Below are 22,528 nucleotides of genomic sequence, written 5' to 3' on the forward strand. Positions count from 1 at the left end.
TTGAAAACGTATCCTAAGTCGAAGATATCCATCACATATCTATCAGCTTGGGATTCGTGGTGATTGAAAATTCATTCCTAAGGTGCTCGCGCAACATCTGAATAAAATCCGCCTCTTTGCCGGGCCTGAAGACGGGCTTAAGCGGATGCAGTCCGCATCTTGGCGCTTCGTTGCCTTTGCTTCTCCAAAATTTTCACCCACTCCTTGCCAAAAAAATAGCGTTTTTCTCAACCAAGTCTTATTTTCAGCCATTGAACTCAGGTCTTCCTTGAAAGCACGCATAAAATAAGATAAATGAAAATAGTCGAAATCCGGGCGATGAGAGGCCCGAATTACTGGTCGATTCGTCGGCACAAGCTCATCGTCATGACCCTAGACTTGGAGGAACTCGAAGAGCGCCCTACCAATTCGATTCCAGGATTCTTGGAAAGACTCAAGGCGATGTTTCCTACAATGATGGCGCACCGCTGCTCCGAAGAGCGCGAAGGTGGATTTTTTCACCGCGTCGAGGAAGGCACGTGGATGGGACATGTCATTGAGCACATTGCGCTGGAGATCCAGTCGTTGGCGGGCATGGAAGTGGGATTCGGCCGCACACGCAGCTACGGGGAACCGGGCGTCTACAGCGTGGTGTTTGCGTACATGGAGGAAAAAGTCGGCGTTTTTGCTGCCAAGTCAGCGACCAAAATTGCCCAGGCACTCGTCGATGGCGAATCCTACGATCTGGCACCTGATATTCAGGAAATGCGGGAACTCCGCGAAGCCGAACGCCTTGGTCCATCCACGGGATCGATCATTGACGAGGCCGTCGCCCGGGGCATTCCATGGATTCGCCTCAACAAATATTCGCTCTGTCAACTTGGTTATGGTGCCAATCAAAAGCGAATTCAGGCCACGGTCACGAGCCAAACAAGCAGCATCGGCGTCGAAATCGCTTGTGACAAGGAAGATACCAAATTCCTCTTGGAAGCAGCTGAAGTGCCCGTTCCGAAGGGTGACATCGTGCGCACCCAAGCTGGATTGCAAGACGCCATCGATCGGATCAAATATCCGATTGTGATCAAGCCGATCAATGGCAACCATGGCCGTGGCATCACTGCCAACATCAACGACTGGGAAGAAGCCTGCATCGCCCTCGATGCTGCGAAGAAGGTGAGCCCATCCGTCATCGTCGAGAAATACATCACGGGAGAAGACTTCCGCTTGTTGGTGATCAATTACAAATTGGTCGCTGCCGCCAAGCGCACGCCTGCACAGGTGATCGGTGACGGTGTTTCGACTTTGCAGCAATTGATTGACGCAGTGAATGCAGATCCACGTCGCGGCTATGGACACGAAAAGGTGCTCACCCAAATCAGCCTCGATGACATGACCAAGGGCATCATCGCCGCCGCCGGGCTTACACTCGACAGCGTATTGCCTGCTGGGCAAGCCATGAAACTGAAGGATACTGCCAACCTGAGTACAGGTGGAACGAGCACGGATGTGACCGACATCGTGCATCCATATAATGTGTTCATGGCGGAGCGCATCGCCCGCGTGGTCGGATTGGACATTTGCGGAATCGATGTGATGACGAGCGACATCTCCGTGCCGTTGCCGGAAACGGGTGGTGCTGTGCTCGAGGTGAATGCAGGTCCGGGTTTCAGGATGCACTTGGCCCCTAGCGAAGGGCTTGCGCGCAACGTGAGTGCACCGGTGATTGACATGCTGTTTCCTCCGGGAAGCTCGGCAAGAATTCCGATCATCGCCGTTACCGGAACCAATGGAAAGACGACCACCACGCGTTTGATTGCGCACATGATGCGCCTCAAGGGACACAAAGTCGGCTATACCACGACAGACGGTGTCTATATTCAAAACAAATTGCTGATGAGCGGCGACTGTACGGGTCCTGCGAGTACGGAATTTGTCTTGAAGGATCCGACGGTGGATTGTGCAGTCCTCGAATGCGCCCGCGGCGGATTGCTGCGCGCCGGTTTGGGCTTTCACTTCTGCGAAATCGGTATTGTGACGAACGTTGCTGCGGATCACTTGGGTCTCAAGGGCATCCATACGATCGAACAATTGGCGAAGGTCAAGGGTGTGATTCCCGAGACGGTGTTGCCTGACGGGCATGCGATTTTGAACGCCGACGATGACCTTGTTTATGGCATGCGTGGGCCTTTGAAATGCAATGTTGGGCTGTTTTCGATGGACGAAGACAACCCCCGTATCAAGGCGCATAGCGAGGCAGGTGGCATTTCTGCGATCTATGAAAATGGTTTTATCACGATTGTCAAAGGTGGCTGGAAACTGCGCATCACCAAGGCGGTAAACGTACCGCTGACATTCGGAGGAAAGGCAAGCTTCATGATCCAAAACGTATTGCCAGCGGCATTGACCGGATTTTTGAGGGGAATGGCGATTGAAGACATCAAAGTCGCACTCGAAACGTTCATCCCAAGTCCGAGCCAAACACCGGGTCGCCTCAACCTCTTCGAATTCAAGAATTTCCAGATCATGCTCGACTACGCCCACAATCCAGCGGGATTGCGTGCACTTCACAAGATGGTCGAGAAAATGGACGGCACGCCCAAGGTTGGCATCATCGCCGGCATCGGCGACCGCCGCGTACAGGACAACGAAGAGATCGGCCGCGTCGCCTGCGAAATGTTTGACGAGATCATCATCCGGCAAGACAAACATTTACGTGGCAAAACCAGTGAAGAGATCGTGGAAATGCTCAAAGTTGGCATCCTGCGTCAGGATCCGAACAAGAAGATCACGGTCATTCCATCCGAAAAGGAAGCGATCACCTACGCGATCACCCATGCGCGTAAGGGCAGCCTCATCGTCTGCTGCAGCGATGTCGTGCCCGATGCTTTGGCCTTGGTGATGAAATTCAAGGAAGAAGAAGCCGACCGCATCTGGGGCTTTGACGCCAATGCCGATATCCCGAATATCGGTGGGGTCGAGGTACCGCATGTGTTTCCCCTTGCTGGCAAAGAGATGATGTAAGCGCGAAATTGTGCCTAGCGCACCTTTTTTGACGCCCTGATGCACACTGAAAGGCCCTCGTTTCGACGAGGGCTTTTTGCTTAAACGCCTGAAGGGAGAAGTGTTTCTGGGAATCACTGGTCAGTTTTCTGCACCAAAATCGCCCTTCGATTACTCACATTGTGCGCGAAAGTCGAAATTGATTTGAATGTAGTTTGTTGAATATTAGTGGAATATGACATTGATTGGAAGACGCCAAACTTCTCGCAAACAGGCCGATTCTACGAATTACAGTTCTCCAATCTCGATTTTCCGTTCTCAATTCAACTTACCTTTACCATAGACCCCACTTGGAACCCATGCTTGTACGTTTGCGTTTTGTTTTGCTTTTCCTCGCATTTGCAGCATTGGCGAATGCACAAAACCTATTGACTTCCCCCCGCAATGCCTTGGAAGGGCAGGTTTTTCGACTATCGCTCGACAATGCACGTTTGGTGGCGACGGGAAAGGTGACCAACCCTGACGAAAGTTGGTTTCAAGATCGCGTGGCCACATTTCCGGCGAATGGACCTGTCTCCAAGGACCTTGCTCCGGGCCATTACCTCACGGGATTGGTGATGCAAAACGAAGTCAAATGGTCGTATTTGCAGGTGCCGGGATTTTCTGTGATCATCGAAAACGACTATGTGCATCCGATGGTCAAGGTGTTTGATTTTTCGGGCAGGGTGGTCTCGGATGCTTTGGTACAATTGGGCGGAGTGCCCATGCTTTTCGATGTCAAAACGCAGACCTACAAGCCGGGTTCGAAGGTTGAGCAGGGATTGCTGGAGGTGAGCTATGCAGGAATGGTCCAATTTTATCAGTTGATCGAACGGGGAATCGACAATTCCGAACATCGGGGATCGGTGGCCAAGCGTTGGTTGTGGTGGCCCTTTCGGCGGTGGATCATCAGCCCGATTTGGATGACGGTCAAATTGCCTTACGATTTGGTCGCGAGTGTCGTGAAGCGCAGGCCGCAAGGGTGGCCGGGATGGGTGACATACCGCTCGATATGGCTGTACCGGAAACTGCGGAATTTGGTCTGGAAGCAGCGGCCGGTGAATTTTATGCTTTGCAGCCAACCCAAATACCGTCCAGGAGATACGGTCAAGGTCAAAGCTTATCTCACGGATCGGGGTGGAAGGCCCCTGCGGAAAACCTATCAGCTGCTTTACGCCGACAAAAATGGCAAAACCCGAAGCCTTGCAGATGTAAAACCTATTCGACCAGGATGTTATTCGGCGCAGTTTGTCTTGCATGACTCTCTCGAACTTCGATTGGACCAGCAAGTAGACTTGATTTTGGCTTCGGAAAAGAAATGGAAGGGTGCCGCTGTCGGCAGCTATTATGACTACAATTGGCGAGGCGCCAACGCGCCACAAGCAAGAACCAAGTTTTTTCTGGAAGACTACGAATTGAAGCAAATCACCTTTTCGTTTCGACCGGAAGCTGAGAGCCATTGGCGGGGGAAAAAGGCGGTATTTTTCTTGGAGGCGAAGGACATGAATGGCTTGACCGTTCCCGATGCGCGTGGCAAAGTTTACCTCATCAGTGACTATGCGACGAAATGGCTGGGCGACCATGAATTTTTGCCCGACACCCTCTGGTCTTGGTCCGGCAATTTGGATGTCACCGGCGAAACCCGCCTCGAAGTGCCACTCGATCGCTTTCCAGCTGCCGAATTTCCCTACATCGCCTACGCTGAGTGCCGCACGAGCGACAATGAACTCAAGTCGGCAAATCAGAAAATGACCTACCTTTACGAGAAGGACGAAATTGTCGTGAACCGCCAAGGCGATACACTTTCCATTGCCCTCATGCGAGCAGGAAAGGAAATTTCCGCCGAGGCCGAATTACATTTCCACCCTTTCCTCGGGGATTCGCATTTCCAAAAATGGTACAAAACCCTGCCCTGCAAGCTCTATTGGCCTGAGAATGGCAGTTCGATGACCATCCAAACAGAGAACGCCTTTTTGCGTTGGACGCCAGGCACGGAGGCCGATGTGGTGGTGGTAGGGCAACATTTTGGCGACAGCCTGTTCATTTCTGCGCGCAGTCCGGACAAAACCAATTTCACCTACCACCTTTTTGAAAAGGACAAGGAAATCGCCACCGGCATCACGAAGGAACTGCGTTACCATCAATCCGCCAACCGGGGCCATGCCTACCATCTGATCATTCACCGCGTGGTCAATGGCAGTGCTTCGACGAGGGAATACACCTACCATTGGCGGAAAAACGACCTCAAAGTGGACTGGAAAGGCCCTGCGACGATTTATCCCGGGATGACGGCCGACCTCCGCGTCGAGGTTCACAATCAACGGGGCAAGCCCATTCGCAAGGCCGACGTTACCGCGTATGCCGTCAATTCGCGGTTTGAGGGGCACGATCCGCCGCGCATTCCCAGTGCTTCCAAGCCTGCAAAACCACGTCAAAAACGCGGTCAATGGAATTCAAATGCTTTCACGAGCGTGAGCAATGGCCGGATTCCCTTGAACTATGAACGTTGGCACCTGACTTCCGGACTCGATACCCTGCCTTGGTACAATTTCCTCTATCCGGAAGGTGGTTTTTACAAGTATTTGCACCCAATCGAGGCAGGAAAGGCCGAAATCGCACCGTTTGTTGTGCGAAAGGGAGCCATTCAGCCCGTCCAGATTGTCTACATTGACGCGCAACCCTTCTATTTTGCCTGGTCGGTGCCACAAATGCCGTATTCCTTCGCGATTACGCCTGGAAAACACCGGATAGAAGTGCGTTTGCCCGATTTTGGTGTGCTGTTGGATACATTTACTGTGGTGGCTGGGTATAAAACCATCATCAGCATGGATGTCGACCACCTTCCCAAACGTATTTACGGGAAGGAAATGACGCCCGACCCGGTTCCCGGTGAAAAGGACGTGATCTATCGACATTCATTTACCTATCGTGGATTGGGAGCGCCCGCCTTCATACATACCGGCGGCAGGCTCTTGCGTTTGGATGGCCCGCATGGCAGCAATTGGAATGGCCCGGTTCACCACTATAGCAGCATGAAAATCGACGTTCCGGGTTACTACGAATACGATTTTGACTTTGAACCGGGCTTCGAATTGGATTTTGGGCCACGTGTGGTGAAGATGCGCACGATGGAAGCCGCGCGGTATCCTCAAAAGCTCAATTACCAGATTTTGCCACTTGTAGAGCATCGCCCCTGGATCAAAGATTCCATCGTGGCGCAATGGAGGCGGTCCCAGCAACCGCGCAACACCAATTACGACTGGAAAAACTATCATTACCGCAACCATTCTGGTCGCCTTTTCTTGCATTCCGCTTCGAAGGGCTTGATCAAGGGATCTCCATCGTACCTCGCTTTTTTGGATGATTCCAAAAATATCATGCACGTGATTACCTATAGTTCCTATCGGGAAATGTATGGACCGATCGGCAAATGGAAAGCCGCCTTGCTCTACGATGACGATCGCTTTGTGATGCTGGATACGATTGAAATCCTTCCGAATGGCCGCAATTTTCATCGCTTCAGCTTCTCGGCGAGTCAAGTTCAGGATTCCTTCAGCCTGCGACATCCCCGAATGATTCAGCAATTGCGACCGGAGACGTACATCCGACCGATGACGCAAAGCCATGAGACCTATCAATCTTTTCGTGGTGATTGGTCGGGTCCGACAAGGCGCGTGACCGGGAGGATTTCAGATGCTGCGACTGGCGAAGGTTTGGCAGGTGCGATGGTGATTTGCCCAAAAACGAATGTGGGCGCGATTACGGCAGAGGACGGCTCGTTTGCCTTGAATGTCCCGGAGAATACGGACACGATTGCCATCAGTTATATGGGCTACGAAAAGGCCTTCATTCAGTGGAATCGGAAAACGCGCTTGGATGTCGGATTGAATGAAGAGTCGGTGTTGCTCGAATCGGTATTGATCCGCGGGCAGCAAAATCGGCATGAGCATTACAATGAAAGCATGACGACCTCTTCCATGGACGTCGTATCTCCACGGAAAATCGACTTGCAGCGATCTGTTGATGTGGTAGACGCGATATCGGTACGTGGGGGAAGGTTGTCGGATCTCGCGGTCATCACAGGAGGGACACCAGCAGAGTATGGCGATGTTATCGGCGGAGTGGTCTCGATTCCCGAGTTTCCGCAGGAATTGATGGATAAATTGGCAGGTACGGCGACCCTCCGCAAAGACTTCCGTGACAATGCCATTTGGGAACCCGCGCTTCGGAGCGACAAAAAAGGTGTGGCAGCATTTCGGGTGAAGTTCCCGGAAGACATCACGCGCTGGGATGCCTACGCGATTGCGGTCGACCGTCATGGGCGCACGGGCCTCACGCGCAGCGCGATCAAGGCTTGGAAACCGATTGCCGGACGGTTGGCGATGCCGAGATTTCTCTACGAAGGCGATACGGCTTACGTGATCGGCAAGGTCTTGAATTATACCGGGGACACGGTTCAGATGCGACGCACATTCAAGCAAAGTGGCCAAATTTTGTCTGTAGCCAATGGCGAAGTCGGTCCCGTCATGTTGGACACGCTTGCCGTGATCCCAAGTGCAAGCGCCGATTCCTTTACGCTGAGTTATATGGCAGACAAAGCCGATGGCTACGGTGATGGCGAACAATGGGGTGTGCGTGTTTTCAGAAAAGGTGTCGAAGAAAGCAGCGGAATGTTTGCGACCATGATCGGCGATTCGAGCTTGAAATTGCAGCAATTTGACCCCAACAAAGGACCGATTCACCTGCGCACGAGTGTGCGCCTGCACGACTTCTTTCTCACGGAAACCGCGCGCATGGCGAGCTACGAGCACCTTTGCAACGAGCAATTGTCGTCCAAGCTTGTGGCGCTGCTCGCCGAGCAGCAAATTTTCGAAAGCCTCGGCAAGCCTTGGACTGGCGAATCCGAAATTCGAAAAGTCATTGCGATGCTCGAAAAGCGGCATGAAACCAAGGAAATCGGCTGGGGATGGTGGCCCGGAATGCCCGCCGAAAACTGGGTGAGCGAATCCGTCATCCGCGCGCTTTCCGTAGCAAAAAAGAGGGGCTACAGCGTCAACATCCCGTATTTTGACTGGTCTCCCCCCATGCTGTCACGCTTGGACAAACGCAATCCTTATCGCAATCTCTCCATTCTGCAATTGGTCCAAGAAATCGACAGCTTGTTGGACATTCGCAGTCATATCGAAGGCCTTGACACTGCAAAATTCAAGGACATTCCAACGCAAATTGCCATCATGGAACTGCGCCAAAAGGCTGGAATGTCGATTGATATTGACTCGCTGATGCGCCTGAGCCGTTTTGATTTGTATGGACAGCGGTATTGGCCCTCAGGATATGCGCATACGTACGCAATCACGTTTGGGAATCTGCCATCGACACTTGCTGCCTATCGGATTCTGCGCCACTCCGGGAAAAGTGTCCGCGAATTGGTGCCTGTCCTTGGGTGGATTTTGGGTCAGGGCAGCTCCGGCGGATGGGGGAATACCTATTTCACCGCACAGGTCTTGCGCACGCTACTTCCCGATCTTGGCTTGGCAGGGATCGAAGGCAAGTCCTCCCTTGAATGCAAAATCAATGGTGTTTCCCAAACGATGAAAGCCGATTCGACGTTCATTTTTCCACTCGGCACCAATATCGAAATCAACAAAAAGGGCCCCGGAATCGCATTCGTCAGCGCCTACCAAGATTGGTTCAATCCGCAACCTCAAGCAATCGATTCGCTGTTTAGGATCACCACTTACTTCCAAAAGGGGAATGCCACGGTTAAGACCCTTACCGCGGGCGAGCAAGTGACGATGCATGTCAATGTCCAAGTCAATCGCGATGCCGAGTATTTGATGTTGGAGGTGCCGATTCCCTCAAGTTGCAGTTATGCGAGCAAAACGGGCGGCTTCTACGATTACCGCTACAACAGCTACAGGGAGAGCTTTCGGCAGAAAACTGCGTTCTATTTCAGGTCGCTGCGCGCTGGGAACTACAGGTTTGAAATCGAATTGCTGCCGCGTTACACTGGAAGCTATACCTTGAATACTGCGCGGATAGAGCACATGTATTTTCCGGTGCTGAGCGGGCAAAATGAAATCCAACGGGTAAAAGTCGTCGGCGAATAGGCATTCGAATCGACACTTTTTCCAGAGTCTTGCTGAATGTGCCGGAAAGCCGTTGACTTTTGGCTGCCAATAGGCCATTGTTGATTCTCAAGCAAATTCGCTATCTTCATACCCGTCAATCACAGTGGGTTATGAATCGGTTTTCCTTCCTTCTCGCATTTTGGCTTGGTGCTGCGGCATTCGGCTATTCCCAGAATCTCGTTTCGAACTACAGCTTTGAGACGAATTCGGGATGTCCGGCGGGTCCTTGCGAATGGCAGCGGCCCACGGGCTGGAACAACGTGAATATGCTCACCGGCTGCGGGAGCTTTGGCACACCGGATTATTATCACACCTGCGGTGCAGGATTTTCGCATTTGCCTTACAATGGCTACCTCACGGTCAATCCCCATACCGGCAATGCCGTAATGGGCTTTTTGACTTGGTCGGGTGCGCTCAGTCCCAATTTCCGCGAATTGGTCAGTACACAATTGACGGCACCCATGGTGATCGGGCAGAATTATAGCGTCAGTTTCTGGATTTGCAATGGTTTTACACCTTACTACGGCGGTGGGTCGAATCACATCGGCTTGGATTTCAGCACGACAGCCTTGACGCAAGGAGGTGGTTTGTCCAATGTCGTTTCGCTCGTTCCAGAATACGAAATCCCGGGTGTGTTTTTCAGCCATGACTGGGTCAACTATACGTTTAATATCACGGCCACGGCCGCTTGGCGTTACATTACCTTCGGGAATTTTTACAACGATGCTGCCACAACTGCGACGTTGTTTTATGCGCCGGCTCCTTTTTTCAGGTGTTATTATTTTATCGATGACGTGGTCGTTCAACCCGCAGTGGTGTTGCCCTTAAAGATTCAAGGGCCTTTGGTTTCAGCCACGGATCGCGGTAGCAGCATCCAATGGTCGGCTACTGATGAAGAAGGCATCGTTCAATACAAAATCGAACGCAGTCGCTCCTTTGAGGATGGGTTTGCAGAAATTGCACAAACAAGCAATGTCGGTAATGGAAGCTATGCCATTCCGGACAATGCGCTTCATGAACCCGGAACTTGGTATTACCGCGTCAAAGCCCTGGATGCTGAAGGTCAGGCTGTGTTTTCTGAAACAGTTTCCTTCGAATTTTCGCCTTCATTTCCGTTGATCTCGGCTGTTTTCCCTTCTCCAAGTGAATCGGGTAAGCAAACCCAGCTCAAAATTTGGCTACCTACGGCTCAGTCGGTTGTCCTTCAACTTCTTGACCTTCAGGGACGAATCCTCGCAGCCAACGATTTTCTGGGTGTAGCTGGCGAGAATATCTGGCCAATTCCAATGGGTCAGTTGACGGCTGGAACTTATTGGATTCGCCTGTCCTGCGCGAGTGGGAATGCCAACACAAAGGTCCTTTTTGCGGATTAACCGGATTCTTGAAGCAATCGCGCCATGAATGGAATATCGACAGACCTTCGGTAAGCTGAATAAGAGGTCTTTCTTGTAATTCCCCAAGCATGGTTGATGCACTTCGATCACGACAAAGACCACATTCATTCGAGTCCAATTTTGCGGATAGGCATCCCTTTGGGTTGGCGATGTTTGCATTTGCAAGCGACTAAAATGAGGAAGATTATATGTTCCGAACCTTTAGGAGAATGGCTACATGGTCATCGCCGCTTGAGAATTGGCCATTGAATGGTTTCATTATCCGAATCACAAAAAAGCAAAAGGCCGCTCCACGAATGGAACGGCCTTTTGCAGTAGAATGGAAATGAGGCTTAGTGCTTCACTTCGATTTTGATGGTGCGGGTAACGCCAGCAGCCTTCACGCGGACGAAGTAGAAACCTGCAGCTTGGTTGCTCAAGTTCACGTCGCGGATGAATTCAGTGGAGGACAAAGCACCAGCTTCGAATACCATTTTGCCCATCAAGTCGACGATTTGCATCGAAACGTCGGTAGGCTCAGTGGTGTTGATGAACACTTTGAAAGTGCCTTCGTTCGGGTTTGGATAAGCACCATACTCCATCGCGTTCATGGCACCGTCGATACCGACGACCACGTTGACAGAAGCGGTAGAAGTACAACCATTGCCGTCAGTGACGGTAACGGTCAATGCGCCGGAACCAATGTTGCTGATGGTTGCTGTAGTTCCACCGTTGCTCCATGTATAGGAGTAAGGAGGGGTACCGCCATTTGCGACGACCGTTGCAGAACCGTCATTTGCCCCAGGTGCAGACTCTGGGGTGCTCGTAGCAGTGCTGGTAACAGCAGTAGGCTGGGTCACAGTTGCAGGACCAGCAGTCACGGCGCAGCCAGCTGCGTCGGTCACTGTCACAGAGTAAGCGCCAGCAGGAGCGTTGATGATGGCAGTGCTGCCACCGTTGCTCCAGACATAGGTGTAAGGGGCAGTACCACCAGTAGCGCCAGCAGCCACAGAACCGTTACCACCATTGCAAAGTGCAGGTGTGGTGGTTGGTGTTGCAGTAGGTGCATTTGGGTTGGTCACTGTCGTTGTGCCAACAACGCTACAGCCATTGCCATCCGTTGCAGTCACCGTGTAGTTGCCTGCTCCCAAGTTGGTTGCAGTTGCGTTGGTGTTACCATTGCTCCACAAGTATGTGAAAGGACCACCTGCTACGTTGATTGTTGCAGTTCCGGTTGTAGCACCGCATGCGCTCTGTGTCGAGCTCATGTTTGCGGTGTACACTGGGCATGCAGACAAGATTGGACGGATCACATAAGGACGGTTGAAGGAAGAAACACCGAAGAATTCGTTGTTTGCCCAGCCACCAGCTGGTGAGGTTGGCCAGTTGACCCAAGTGGTTCCATTGCGGAAGATATCTGCAGTTTGGCCCAACTGAACAGTAGAGTCAAATTCGACAAAAGTCACTGCGTAGTCGCCAGCAGCCAAGGCCAAAGGACCATTGTGGATCGGCAACACGTAGACTGCTGCAGAATCCGTTGAGTAGGCCAAAGTATCGGTCGAGCCGATGATGGTGTTAGGTTGACCAGAGGCCATGTCCCAAATCACAGCTGCCATTGGCTCGCCGGTGTAACCTGCGGTGACAAAAACCAAGATGCTATCGAGGTTGTCGGCCTGATACAAGTGGTATTGGTTGCCAAGGTAGCCACCGTTGCCAGCACCGATACCTAAAGCACCGATCACGTTGCCATTGTCACGGGCGTAAGTCGTATTGTCTACCAAAACGCCATTGTACAAGGTGTCATTGGCGGTGTTGCCGTCAGCCACAGAATGGGTACAGATGTACTCATAGGTGTAGAAGTCAGCTGAAGTTGCGGTGAAACCAGGAACGGTTTTGGCTGCAGTTGCACCAGGCGCAAGCGTGGTGGAGAGAGCACTTGTTTGGGTGTAAACTTGTGTTCCGAGACCGTCATAGACGTTTACCTTCATCGCAGCATTGGAGATCGAGGTGGTACCATTGTTGCGGATCGTACCGGTGAATGGGCCAGGCCATTGGTGGTCGATTGGCGTGATCGTGTACTCAAGCGTATCTGCGATTTGCATTTCCAAGTCAGCAGCGACAGGTTGTGTATAGACGTAGTTGTCGATGCCGATGAAATCGGAGTTTGCACCTGAAGGACCACCGTTGGTTACAAAGTAACGGAAGGCAACACGGCCAGAAGTTGGCGCGCCCAAACCAGAAATGGTAATGGTGTACTGTGTCCAGACGTTAGGGTAGCCCGTTGTGGTCAAGCCCGAGTTGATCGTCAGCAAGAGGGTGGTGTAATCACCGACAGAGGTAGCGGTGGTACCAACGTTGACGCTCGCGCCGTTTGTGCTCAATCTCACTTCCAAACGGTCAGGAAAGGAAGGTGCATCCACCGTACGGCTCCAGAAGGAAATAACATCACCGTTTTGGAAGGTGCGGGTTGGGGTGAAAAGCCAGTTGCTGATCGTATTGGCACCTGATACGTTGTTGTAATTGGCTCCAATATAGGAAGTATCCGGGGCATTGTAGGCCGTAAACACCGTCACGTTGCCTTGGAACCATCCTGGAACGGTGCCGACTGGCGTGCTAAGGTTTTGTTGGGCCCAACCACTGGTAAAGAGGTTGGCAACGTTGTTGAAGTTTTCTGTGAATGACTGAGCAGAGAGGCGTGTTCCCAAGAGGGCCACAAGCGCAATCGCCATTGTCATCCGCTGAAGCAAGCGAGCAGATGTGTAATTTTTTGATCTCATACCTTAACTAAAGAATTGGTGGATTCAAACCTTGCAACTTGAAGCCAAGCCGCAAACAACCCCCATTCGCGGAAAATCCACATCTAAGAGTTGACTCGCAAAGTTAATAGATGTTTGGAATTTTAAGGTGAATCGGCATTCAGGAAACTGAAAAACTTTAGAAAGTTCGCTAATAGCCAATGGGAAGCCGTTTATGACTTCCCAAAGAACATATTCCTTTGAAGCAGAAACTTCAAGAAAGTGGATTTTTGCGATCCGTTTCTTCCGGCTTTGCTTTTGAATCCAAGGCATGGCTGATGATCAAAGCAATTCCCCCAAAAAGGAAAATCATAGAGAAGTTGGCCGTTTCTTCGCGCAGGGCAGGCATGCTCATCGTGAGTACCGCTCCCATCAGGATGCCGAGAGAGACGCCAACAAACAGCAAGCCAAACTTCAATGTCGAGCGACCGCCACGGTTGGGATTGCGAAACAACGAAGGATCGGCTCCTTTTTCAATCATGGCCATGCGCTCGCGGTTACGCGTGGTGAAGTACACATAAAGAATGCCGAATACACAGGCAAACATGGCGACAGGGACTACAAATTCAGGATTCATCTTTCTTTTTCAGTTTTAGTGTGAACAATCGAGCCATTTGACTACACCCGACCGCGGACGGTTACAAGTGGCTTTCGATTTTCATTGATTTTTTTCTGCGATGATTCAAATCCCGTTGAAATGGCCGTTTTTGCCCTGTATGATTCGCCGAAAAATCAAGTAATTTGAGCCATGATTGCTAGAATCGCCTTGGATGTCGCAGGTGGCACCCCAAATTCTGTCACAATTTGGCTCGTTGGATTTGCCATTATGATCATTCTGATTGAAGGAGGCATTTTGGCGTTGTTTGGGATGCGGCCTGTTGGCAAGGCCTTCACAAGCAGTTTTCTCGTCAACATGGCTGCGCTGGGTTCAGGGTTTGTGCTGGGTACCATCTGCGAAGAATTGGGCTTGAGCGGCTGGCTCTTTCAAGGAGCGGTTTTCCTTGGTGTCGTTGCGATCCAAGGATTGATTTTGAGCACAAACCGGGAGAATCTCACCCGTGGCAGGGCGTGGTTCGCTGCATTCGTGATGAAAATCGTCTCGCTTTCCGCTGTTTTCGCCTTTGTGAAACTCTTGGATATTTGAACCATGGATCGATTTCTCAAAATCACATTGTTGGGCTTGTCGCATGGCTTGAGCGACTGTGCGGCGGGATTCATGATCGGCACACTCCCCGCTTGGACAGGCGGTGAATTGCTTGAACCCGCCATGCTCGTACTGCTCTACAATGCCTTGGCTTTTGGCGGACAGGTACCCGCAGGGATGGTCGTCGACCGCATCGGCAATCCGAAGTTGGTCGTGGTCACTAGCCTGGCGGTGGTTGCAATCGCCCTCGCCATTTTCCCGGTTGCGCCAGCCGTTTCGATTGCTTTGGCCGGGATTGCAGGGGCATTTTTTCATGTCTCCGGTGGTATGTTGGCGCTCTTGGCATTCCCGGGGAGCACCGTCGGGGCCGGACTGTTTGCCGCCCCCGGCGTCATGGGCATCACCTTGGGCGCCTACCTTGCTTGGGCAGGCACCCCCGCCCTCGTCGGATTGGGCATCACCGCCGCCGGATTTACAGCGCTCCTGCTTGTCATGAAAATGCCCTTTGCATCAGCGCCAAAACCCACCGGAAAAGATGAAGCCTTCGAATGGCATGATTTCCTGATGATTGTCCTATTGATGGCGATTGCTTTGCGGTCGGCCATCTGGAACCTGATGGAGGCCGTGCACACGGGCGACCACGAATTGCTGTTGTGGATGGGTGCCGCCGCCATGGCGGGCAAAGTCGCCGGCGGATTTGGCGCACATTATATAGGATGGCGCAGGTACGCAACGGCGGCCTTGTTGGTAGCTGCCCCGCTGCTCACCTTTGGGGGTGCACAGGAATGGGCCCTGCTCTCCGGCATATTTTTGCTGCAATCGGCGACGCCGGCCGCAGTTTTGGGCATGTGGCGGCTTATGCCCCGTATGCCCGCCACCGCCGTGGGCATGACCTTCGGATTGGCCATCGCCTTGGGCGGCGTACCGATGATGGTAGGCTGGGAACCGCCGGGTTGGGCGATTTTGTTGGTTTTGCCGGCTGCTGGAGTAGGATATTGGGTGGCGTTGGGGGTTAAGAATCTAGCAAAGTGAAGTACATTCAACCGTAGATTTCAAGGCAAATGGAAGAGATAGCAAAAGCAATGGGCCTCAAGGCCGAATTGGATGCGATGCGGCCGATCAACGCTGAACAAGAGGCGCGGATCATGCAAAAATTTCGGCTGGACTGGAATTATCACTCCAATCACTTGGAAGGCAACTCTTGAGGGACCAAGACTTTGCTGCTTTATGGCATTACTCCACGTAGCCGCCAAAGACACGATGGTTGCTCGGGGGCTGTTGCCGCATCGCGCTTCCGGATTGTTAGGGGGCTTAGGGGCTGCTTTACGCATCGGTGCTCGCGGGTGTCCGCGGAGGGGCAGGGGGGGGGGGGGGGGGGGGGGGGGGGGGGGGGGGGGGGGGGGGGGGGGGGGGGGGGGGGGGGGGGGGGGGGGGGGGGGGGGGGGGGGGGGGGGGGGGGGGGGGGGGGGGGGGGGGGGGGGGGGGGGGGGGGGGGGGGGGGGGGGGGGGGGGGGGGGGGGGGGGGGGGGGGGGGGGGGGGGGGGGGGGGGGGGGGGGGGGGGGGGGGGGGGGGGGGGGGGGGGGGGGGGGGGGGGGGGGGGGGGGGGGGGGGGGGGGGGGGGGGGGGGGGGGGGGGGGGGGGGGGGGGGGGGGCCGGCGGATTTTGGCCACCGGAATTGGTCGAGAAAATCGAATATCCGGAATACAAAACGACACTTTATATGCCGATTACATCGTGCGGGTGCGTCATGGTTTCCTGCCGTTTTATACTGAAATCAAATCCAACAATGGTAGGTATTATCAATCCCTGGAGTTTGTACAAGATGGCGAATGGGCTGTCTCCGAGGATTTGCGGATTCATTTGCCGAGCGGGGAGGTTGCGAAATAGTCAGCTTGGCAATTGTTGACTATTTGGAGCGGAGCGAATCATGGAATTTCTTTGTTGGTCGGGGGCGGCACGGAAATGATTTCATCCGCGCCGGCACAAATGGAGAATCCGAGCAACAAGATCATTACAATCGACAACAAATACGCCTTGATTCCTGAAATGCGGTCGTTGGTGAATGCACTGATCAAAAGGAAGGTGCAAATCATCAGATGTGCAAACATGGGCATCAACATTCTAAGCGATCCAGTGAAGAGCGCTCCGTTCTGGTCAAGGTCAAGCGTAGCATAGATGATCGTGCTGTAAACCCCAAGGATCAGCAGGTTGATTCCGACCACACGTATGATTTCTTTCATTTCGATTCAAGTGTCCATTTGCGGCAACCCATTCACCCCATCACATAAGCTCCGCCAAAGCAGACCGAAAACCCAACCAAGCCTGCCACAAGCGTCGTCAGCAAAAATGCGGATGCATATTCGGCTTTCCCGATGAAGAAAAACACGAACGAAGCCAAAAAGCATGTTGACGCATGCAGCGCGACAGACACCATCATCAAAAAGCCCAACGATAGCTCGTCGGTCAGTTTTAAGAGAAGGGCGATGAAGAAGACAGCGCTGTAAACCACCAACACCACCATGTTCCATCCCAATACTTGTTTCAGTTCACGCATGGTGCAGTTTTTCAATCTCGGCCGACAAGACTCAATAGTTGCTCGCAAACACACCCACACACATGGAAAACCCGATCATCCCGATAAAAAGTGACGCCAACAGGAACCCAGAGCCAATCGAAGGTTTCTTGAGGATATAAAACACAATCGCGGCCGGCACACAAAGCCCCAAATGAATCCACGATCCGATGACCGTATAAATCATCCCGTTTTCGATGCGGTCACCGAGAATCAAAACCACGAGATGCGCAATGATCCCGTAGGCCAACAAGCCCAAAAGGTTGAATCCGACTACTTTCCAGACGTCACGCATGGCCCATTTCTTTTATGTGTTGCTCCCATTTCGGTTTCATTTCGTCGCGGTAGAAGAGGTTCATCGTCTCAAAAGGAATCACCTTGCCCTCCTTACTCACGATGTGCACGCAGCTCTTTTTGATCGCCCGAATGTCAAAATCCCAAGCATCCATGAACCGCATGATGATGATCCTGAACAGGTTGTCGTAGCTCAGGCCCGGCGCGACAATCTCGGGCAGGCAGCAGAGCAGGTGTTGGAACTTCTGCTCCATTGCATCCACCGAGATGCCCGTGCTGAACATCTGCAAGACATGCTGATGCAAGCCTTCGTCTTGCTCATAGACGATGGTGTTTTTGGTCGTATTGAGCAGGACCTCGGGGTCGATCAAGCGGGTGAGCGGCACCACGCCCGACTTGGTCTTGAGCGCATAGGCCATCACGAGCGCGTCCGGATTGCAAGGCACCGGAATGAGGTCATTGGGCTGGAAAACAGGGCTTTGCTCCAAAATCAGGCGGCGCACCTCGCTGTTGGTGAGGCGGTCGGTCTGCGGATCAAATCCCTCCAAACGTCCGCTGATCTGGGTCGGTTGGAAGGTCACCCCGCGGACGCAGGGCTGTTGCAAAGCGAATTCGATGATTTTTCCGATTTCATGGTCATTGAGACCCTTTTGCAGGGTCACCACGAGAGTCGTGCTCAAGTTGAGGCGGTTCAGGTGCTCGATGGCTTTCATCCGTTGGGCACGCAAGTCCTTGCCGCGCAGGCTGTTGAGTGCCTTTTCTTCGAAGGAGTCCCACTGCAGGTAAATCTCGAAGTCGGGCATATAGGTCGCCAAACGCTCGGCAAATGCAAAGTCATTCGCGATGCGGATGCCGTTGGTGTTGAGCATCAAGTGCTTGATCGGCCGGGCCTTGGCCAGGTCCAAAATCTCGAATATCTGCGGATGAATTGTCGGTTCGCCGCCGCTGAGTTGCACCACGTCGGGTTCGCCTTCGCTTGCCACGATCACGTCGAGCATCATCTCGATCTCCGCCAACGAACGGTGGCTGCCATGGGTGGGGGAAGAAAGGGCGTAGCAGGTCGGGCAGGTGAGGTTGCAGCGGTCGGTGACCTCGATGAGCGTGAGACAGCTATGCTGCTCATGGTCAGGACAAATCCCGCAGTCATACGGACAGCCGAAACTCGTCGTGGTATGCGGTTTCCGGGGATATTCGCTGGCTTTGTTGTAGTTGCGGATCTGCTTGTACCAAGCGATGTCGTCGGCGATCAACACCTTCTGAAAACCGTGTTCCTTGCAGGTTTTCGTTAAAAAGACCTTCTCATCTTGAAAAATGACCTTCGCGTCGATCTTGCGGTGGCATTCGTTGCAAAGACTGATCGTGTGATCGTAGTAGATGTAATTGCGTTCAGTCGACATTCTGCAAGAGTTTTTTTGGGGCGAATAGCATCCGGAAAATGGTCCGCCCATAGTAGAGCAAGCCCAAGATACAGACAATTTGGATGGTTCCAAATGGGCCAAAATAGTCAATGCCCGGCTTGATGAATTCGGCCGAGAAGCGCCAAATCAGGTAACCGATCATAAAAAACTGGAACCGGATGCCGTTTTTGAAGGCGAATCGGCGTTCCAACAGCAGGAATAGCGTTGCCATCAAGATCAAAACGCCGATTTCATACAGCGCCAACGGATGACGGGGAATGCCGTCGCCGAGGTCGATCGCCCAAGGGAGATTGGAAGGCTCCCCGTAAGTCGGCTCCTTGAGACCCATGCTGAAACAACCAATGCGGCCGATGGCCATCGCAAACATGAGCGGGTAGGCAAACAAATCCCCCGAGGAGGATTTTTCGCCGATGACCAATTTGATCAATTCGACGCCGATCAAGCCGCCCAGAAGCCCGCCGACCACGGTCTTGCTGGTATAATAATAGAGCCACGGCGTGGCCCGGTCAAAAAACACGAACGGATCCTCCAGGGCGCCGATCAACCTGGAAAAGAGCAAGCCGCCGGCAGCGGCGCCGATCAGGATCCAAATCCGGTTTCCCTCGGGAATCGGATCGGCTTTGCGCTTGCGCAAATACACAAACAGCCTGAATCCCAGGAAGTAGCCGAGTGTTTCGAAGAGGAAATGGAGGTTCAAAATCTGCGAAGCATTGATCCAAACAATTGTCCCCGTCAAGTTAATGTGTTTGTGCATGCCGCAACCACCGTAGGGATTGTTTTTTGCACTGCTTGACTGGCTTATTGCTTCCTGGGATTGCCTAGATTTGCTTTCATGGGAATCCTGATTCGGTCCTGTTTTCTGCGGAAGCTGCTTGTGGTGATGACATTGGGATGCGGATGGCCTACGGATTGTCTGTTCACAAATCCGGGACACGGTGGAGATTCAGGGAGTAAAATTCATGTTTGCGGAGACCAAAGACGAGGTCGAAGGCGTCGAAACCCGCGTCATCAATTTGGTGCGGCTTGGACAAAATGGCGCCAAATGGCTGCTCAAGCACACCCTGCATTCGGAGTCGCCAGATTGCAACAGCCTTGAAGTCGAATTGGGAACCTACGCGGTGACAGATTCCAGCATCGTGTTTTATTCGGCGTGGATGTATTCGGAAAACGCGATGGCTGGCGTTTGCGGAGTAAGGAAGCAAGTTTTCAGGGTTGCTCCGAGCGGAAAGGTGAACCCCGGGCCCAGCCTCTTTTGGGTGAGCGTCGGCCACCAGCATCCTTGTCTGCAAGGGCTTGAATCGACTCAGGAGGCAATGTTTGAGCCCATGCCTTCCCAAAAGGAACACGAAGAGGGCCTGCTTTTTCTGGAATGCATCGAAGCCGAATTTCAGGGAGACATGCTGTTAGGAGTCGCCAAGGACCGACTCGTTTACGAGGTCTCGGAAGCGCTCCAAAAGCCAATCGCGAAGACCTTCAAGAAGTTTGGCGGTTTGGTGGAGTTTGTCAAATGCTTCTGAGTAGGATGCAAAAAACAAACTGCCCACCTAATTGGAGGGCAGTCTGACCAAATCTATCCAAATCTACGCAAATCAATTGTTGGGAGCTCCGGCTGCAACCCAGCGCTCGATCTTGGTCGCATAGCAACTCGGGAGCAAGGCACTGTTGGGCGGCATCACGACGTAACTCGGGTTTCCTGTGATCACACCTGCGAGTCTGCCGGAAATTGCATTCTGCTTGACGACATTGAAATTCGTGAGGTCAATGCCTGCGCTCGGACTTCCGCTGCCGTGGCAGCCGTTGCAATAGGTGTCCAACATCGGTTGGATGTCTCCGCTGTAAGTGACAGCCACGCCCGAATCACAAGACACCGTGGCACAACCCGTCGAGTTGGCTGCACCTGCTTCGATCCAAGCCTCGATGGTCGCAATCTGCTCGGAAGTCGGTTGCGGACGGTTGGCAGGCGGCATTTGATCCTCACCGCCTGCGCGCATGGCTTCAATCACCTTGCTGCTACCCGGCCTGCCCGCAGTCACCCCGCGCATAATGCCGTTGTAGTTTGTAAAGTCATAGTCCTCAGCTCGTTCTGTTGGATTGTGGCAGCCGTCTCCGCCCAATCCAGTCGTGCCGCAATAGGCCACAAAAACCGGCATGACATCCGTTTCAAAGCAAAGACCCGGTTCCACGTTGTTGGGATCGGGTACGTGATCCCAAGTGCAACCCGTCAAGGCAGCTGTTCCCGCAATCAATCCGGCAGCGATCCATGTAAAGGCACGTTTTTGAAAAGTAACGCCTCGATTTCCTGATTCCACGGTTCCTCTTTTCATAATTCTCCTACTTAATGTATTCTCTCGGGTGGGCTTTACGGGAGTCGCCTTCGTAGAGTTGAGGTGAAAGGCATGACAAATAGCCCTAAAAGGGGTGATTTCGATCAGTGTACCCGATTTGTCGGTGAATGGAGGCAAATGGCTTGCCAAAGTTGGCCCTGATGAAGCGGTTGCACAGCAAATGTGTAACCTTCGCAAGTACATCTGTAACGTAGTTGGTAGCAGCTTCGAGAACCTTTGCAATCAAGAAAATTAAAAATCACCCCATGATTATGCCCTCATCAAATGTCGAAACCGTCCAAGAAACCATTCATGATGCCAACTACCATCCCGTTGTCGTGGATTTGCTGCGGTTGATCCGCGAGAATGCTTGGGAAGAGAAGTTTGAAAAGGCCATCCACAAGGCGAAAAGCAAAAATGTGCCGCTCATCGAATCGGTAACTTCCCTCAAAACCTACTTGGAATGGATCAATGCCTTTCTCTATTGGGTTCCCATGGAAACCTCGCGTGGCGAAAATGTCAATGACCATTTGAGTGCGTTTTATTTTATTGCCGATCAGGAACCCTTGTTGTCGTTGCAAAACAAAGTGTTGCCTTCGGAAAAGGCGCGACCATTGACCCCGTTTTCGCAGTGGTTGGTCGACTATGCCGACGCAATGGGGGCCTTTCTCGATACAGAGGGATCACTCACCGCAGCCTCCGAAAAAACGTTTTATGATTCGCCAGCCTACAATATGCAGGAATATTCGCGGCCGCATGGAGGATGGAAAACCTTCAATCAGATTTTTGCGCGTCATTTCAAGCCCGGTTTTCGTCCTGTGGCTGCCATTGCAGATCCTTCGATTGTCGTGATGCCTGCCGACTCCACATTTGGCGGACAATGGGAAATCAGGCAGGATTCGCATGTGACCGTCAAGAATCTCCATTGGCAAGTCAGCGAATTACTCGAAGGCAGCCCCTACAAAAATCGGTTTGAAAACGGATTGTTCATGCACTCCTTTCTCAGCCCAACGGATTACCACCGCCAACATGCGCCTCTCGGTGGTAGGGTGTTGGAAGCCAGGGTGATTCATGGGCAGGTCTACCTCGAAGTGGAGGCTGTTCCGGCGGAGGCCGTTGATGGAAAACATGACCTTCACCTGAAGAGAAATTATGATTCCCTGGATACCGCAGGCTATCAATTTGCGCAGTCGCGTGCATTGATCGTATTGGAAACCGCGATTGGCCTTGTTGCGGTGTTGCCGATTGGCATGTGTCAAGTTTCGTCGGTCATTTTGACGGCTGAAGTCGGCGTTTCCGTGCGCAAGGGTGAGGAATTGTCCTATTTTCAGTTTGGCGGATCGGATATTATTGTTTTATTTGAATCTGCCAGCAATGTATGCTTTTCGGCGCAAAAGGGGATTCACTATAAAATGGGAGCCAAGATTGCGCAGGCCTTTCCGGTCAATTAAGTTCTGA

Annotated in this window: 16 protein-coding genes; 8 read left to right on the forward strand and 8 right to left on the reverse strand. The window is 52.6% G+C overall.

Annotated elements, in window-relative coordinates; genetic code table 11:
* Window positions 1-294 precede the first annotated feature (294 nt).
* The 3 genes from cphA (at window position 295) to IPN95_07945 (ending at window position 10,522) form a co-directional block, all read left to right on the forward strand.
* A complete protein-coding gene (cphA, locus tag IPN95_07935; protein MBK9449332.1) occupies window positions 295-3,000 on the forward strand; it encodes a cyanophycin synthetase in 2,706 nt (901 codons plus the stop codon).
* Between the two features lie 338 nt (window positions 3,001-3,338).
* Window positions 3,339-9,128: a carboxypeptidase-like regulatory domain-containing protein gene (locus IPN95_07940; GenBank protein ID MBK9449333.1), complete on the forward strand. Its 5,790-nt coding sequence runs from the start codon at window positions 3,339-3,341 to the stop codon at window positions 9,126-9,128.
* A gap of 131 nt (window positions 9,129-9,259) precedes the next feature.
* On the forward strand, window positions 9,260-10,522 hold the full coding sequence (locus IPN95_07945; protein MBK9449334.1) for a hypothetical protein: 1,263 nt from the start codon (window positions 9,260-9,262) through the stop codon (window positions 10,520-10,522).
* A gap of 353 nt (window positions 10,523-10,875) precedes the next feature.
* Here IPN95_07945 and IPN95_07950 read toward each other — a convergent pair whose 3' ends face one another.
* Window positions 10,876-13,251 carry a choice-of-anchor J domain-containing protein gene (locus IPN95_07950; GenBank protein ID MBK9449335.1) on the reverse strand — a complete coding sequence of 792 codons (2,376 nt, stop codon included), beginning with the start codon at window positions 13,249-13,251 and terminating at the stop codon, window positions 10,876-10,878.
* 280 nt (window positions 13,252-13,531) lie between these two features.
* The gene (locus IPN95_07955) at window positions 13,532-13,894 is read right to left on the reverse strand and encodes a hypothetical protein (protein ID MBK9449336.1); all 363 of its coding nucleotides are present in this window, start codon (window positions 13,892-13,894) and stop codon (window positions 13,532-13,534) included.
* A gap of 171 nt (window positions 13,895-14,065) precedes the next feature.
* Between IPN95_07955 and IPN95_07960 the strand changes: the two genes are divergently transcribed.
* Genes IPN95_07960 through IPN95_07970 form a run of 3 tightly spaced genes read left to right on the forward strand, consistent with a single transcriptional unit; the run spans window position 14,066 to window position 15,666 of the window.
* A complete protein-coding gene (locus tag IPN95_07960; protein MBK9449337.1) occupies window positions 14,066-14,461 on the forward strand; it encodes a hypothetical protein in 396 nt (131 codons plus the stop codon).
* Window positions 14,462-14,464: 3 nt separating this feature from the next.
* Complete coding sequence (locus IPN95_07965) at window positions 14,465-15,493, forward strand: hypothetical protein (GenBank protein ID MBK9449338.1); 1,029 nt, start codon at window positions 14,465-14,467, stop codon at window positions 15,491-15,493.
* A gap of 29 nt (window positions 15,494-15,522) precedes the next feature.
* Window positions 15,523-15,666: a hypothetical protein gene (locus IPN95_07970; GenBank protein ID MBK9449339.1), complete on the forward strand. Its 144-nt coding sequence runs from the start codon at window positions 15,523-15,525 to the stop codon at window positions 15,664-15,666.
* 721 nt (window positions 15,667-16,387) lie between these two features.
* On the opposite strand, the gene IPN95_07975 is transcribed toward IPN95_07970, so the two are convergent.
* The 5 genes from IPN95_07975 to IPN95_07995 are packed head-to-tail and all read right to left on the reverse strand — an operon-like array spanning window position 16,388 to window position 19,500.
* Window positions 16,388-16,702: a hypothetical protein gene (locus tag IPN95_07975; protein ID MBK9449340.1), complete on the reverse strand. Its 315-nt coding sequence runs from the start codon at window positions 16,700-16,702 to the stop codon at window positions 16,388-16,390.
* Window positions 16,703-16,734: 32 nt separating this feature from the next.
* Window positions 16,735-17,016 (reverse strand): hypothetical protein, encoded by a 282-nt coding sequence (locus IPN95_07980; protein ID MBK9449341.1) that lies wholly within the window; start codon window positions 17,014-17,016, stop codon window positions 16,735-16,737.
* Window positions 17,017-17,047: 31 nt separating this feature from the next.
* On the reverse strand, window positions 17,048-17,329 hold the full coding sequence (locus IPN95_07985) for a hypothetical protein (protein MBK9449342.1): 282 nt from the start codon (window positions 17,327-17,329) through the stop codon (window positions 17,048-17,050).
* On the reverse strand, window positions 17,322-18,725 hold the full coding sequence (locus IPN95_07990; protein MBK9449343.1) for a radical SAM protein: 1,404 nt from the start codon (window positions 18,723-18,725) through the stop codon (window positions 17,322-17,324). Before IPN95_07990 ends, IPN95_07985 begins: the two co-directional genes overlap by 8 nt.
* Window positions 18,715-19,500: a prolipoprotein diacylglyceryl transferase gene (locus IPN95_07995; protein ID MBK9449344.1), complete on the reverse strand. Its 786-nt coding sequence runs from the start codon at window positions 19,498-19,500 to the stop codon at window positions 18,715-18,717. The genes IPN95_07990 and IPN95_07995 overlap by 11 nt, the downstream gene beginning before the upstream one ends.
* Before the next feature lie 181 nt (window positions 19,501-19,681).
* On the opposite strand from IPN95_07995, the gene IPN95_08000 reads away from it, so the two are divergent.
* Window positions 19,682-20,263, forward strand: a complete 582-nt coding sequence (locus tag IPN95_08000; GenBank protein MBK9449345.1) for a hypothetical protein — start codon at window positions 19,682-19,684, stop codon at window positions 20,261-20,263.
* A 72-nt stretch (window positions 20,264-20,335) separates the two neighbouring features.
* On the opposite strand, the gene IPN95_08005 is transcribed toward IPN95_08000, so the two are convergent.
* Window positions 20,336-21,070, reverse strand: coding sequence for a hypothetical protein (locus tag IPN95_08005; protein MBK9449346.1), 735 nt, complete (start codon window positions 21,068-21,070; stop codon window positions 20,336-20,338).
* Window positions 21,071-21,342: 272 nt separating this feature from the next.
* Between IPN95_08005 and IPN95_08010 the strand changes: the two genes are divergently transcribed.
* On the forward strand, window positions 21,343-22,521 hold the full coding sequence (locus IPN95_08010; protein MBK9449347.1) for a phosphatidylserine decarboxylase: 1,179 nt from the start codon (window positions 21,343-21,345) through the stop codon (window positions 22,519-22,521).
* The last annotated feature ends 7 nt before the right edge of the window (window positions 22,522-22,528 follow it).

This window comes from Bacteroidota bacterium, assembly GCA_016718825.1.
In the GTDB taxonomy this organism is placed as follows: Bacteria; Bacteroidota; Bacteroidia; order J057; family JADKCL01; genus JADKCL01.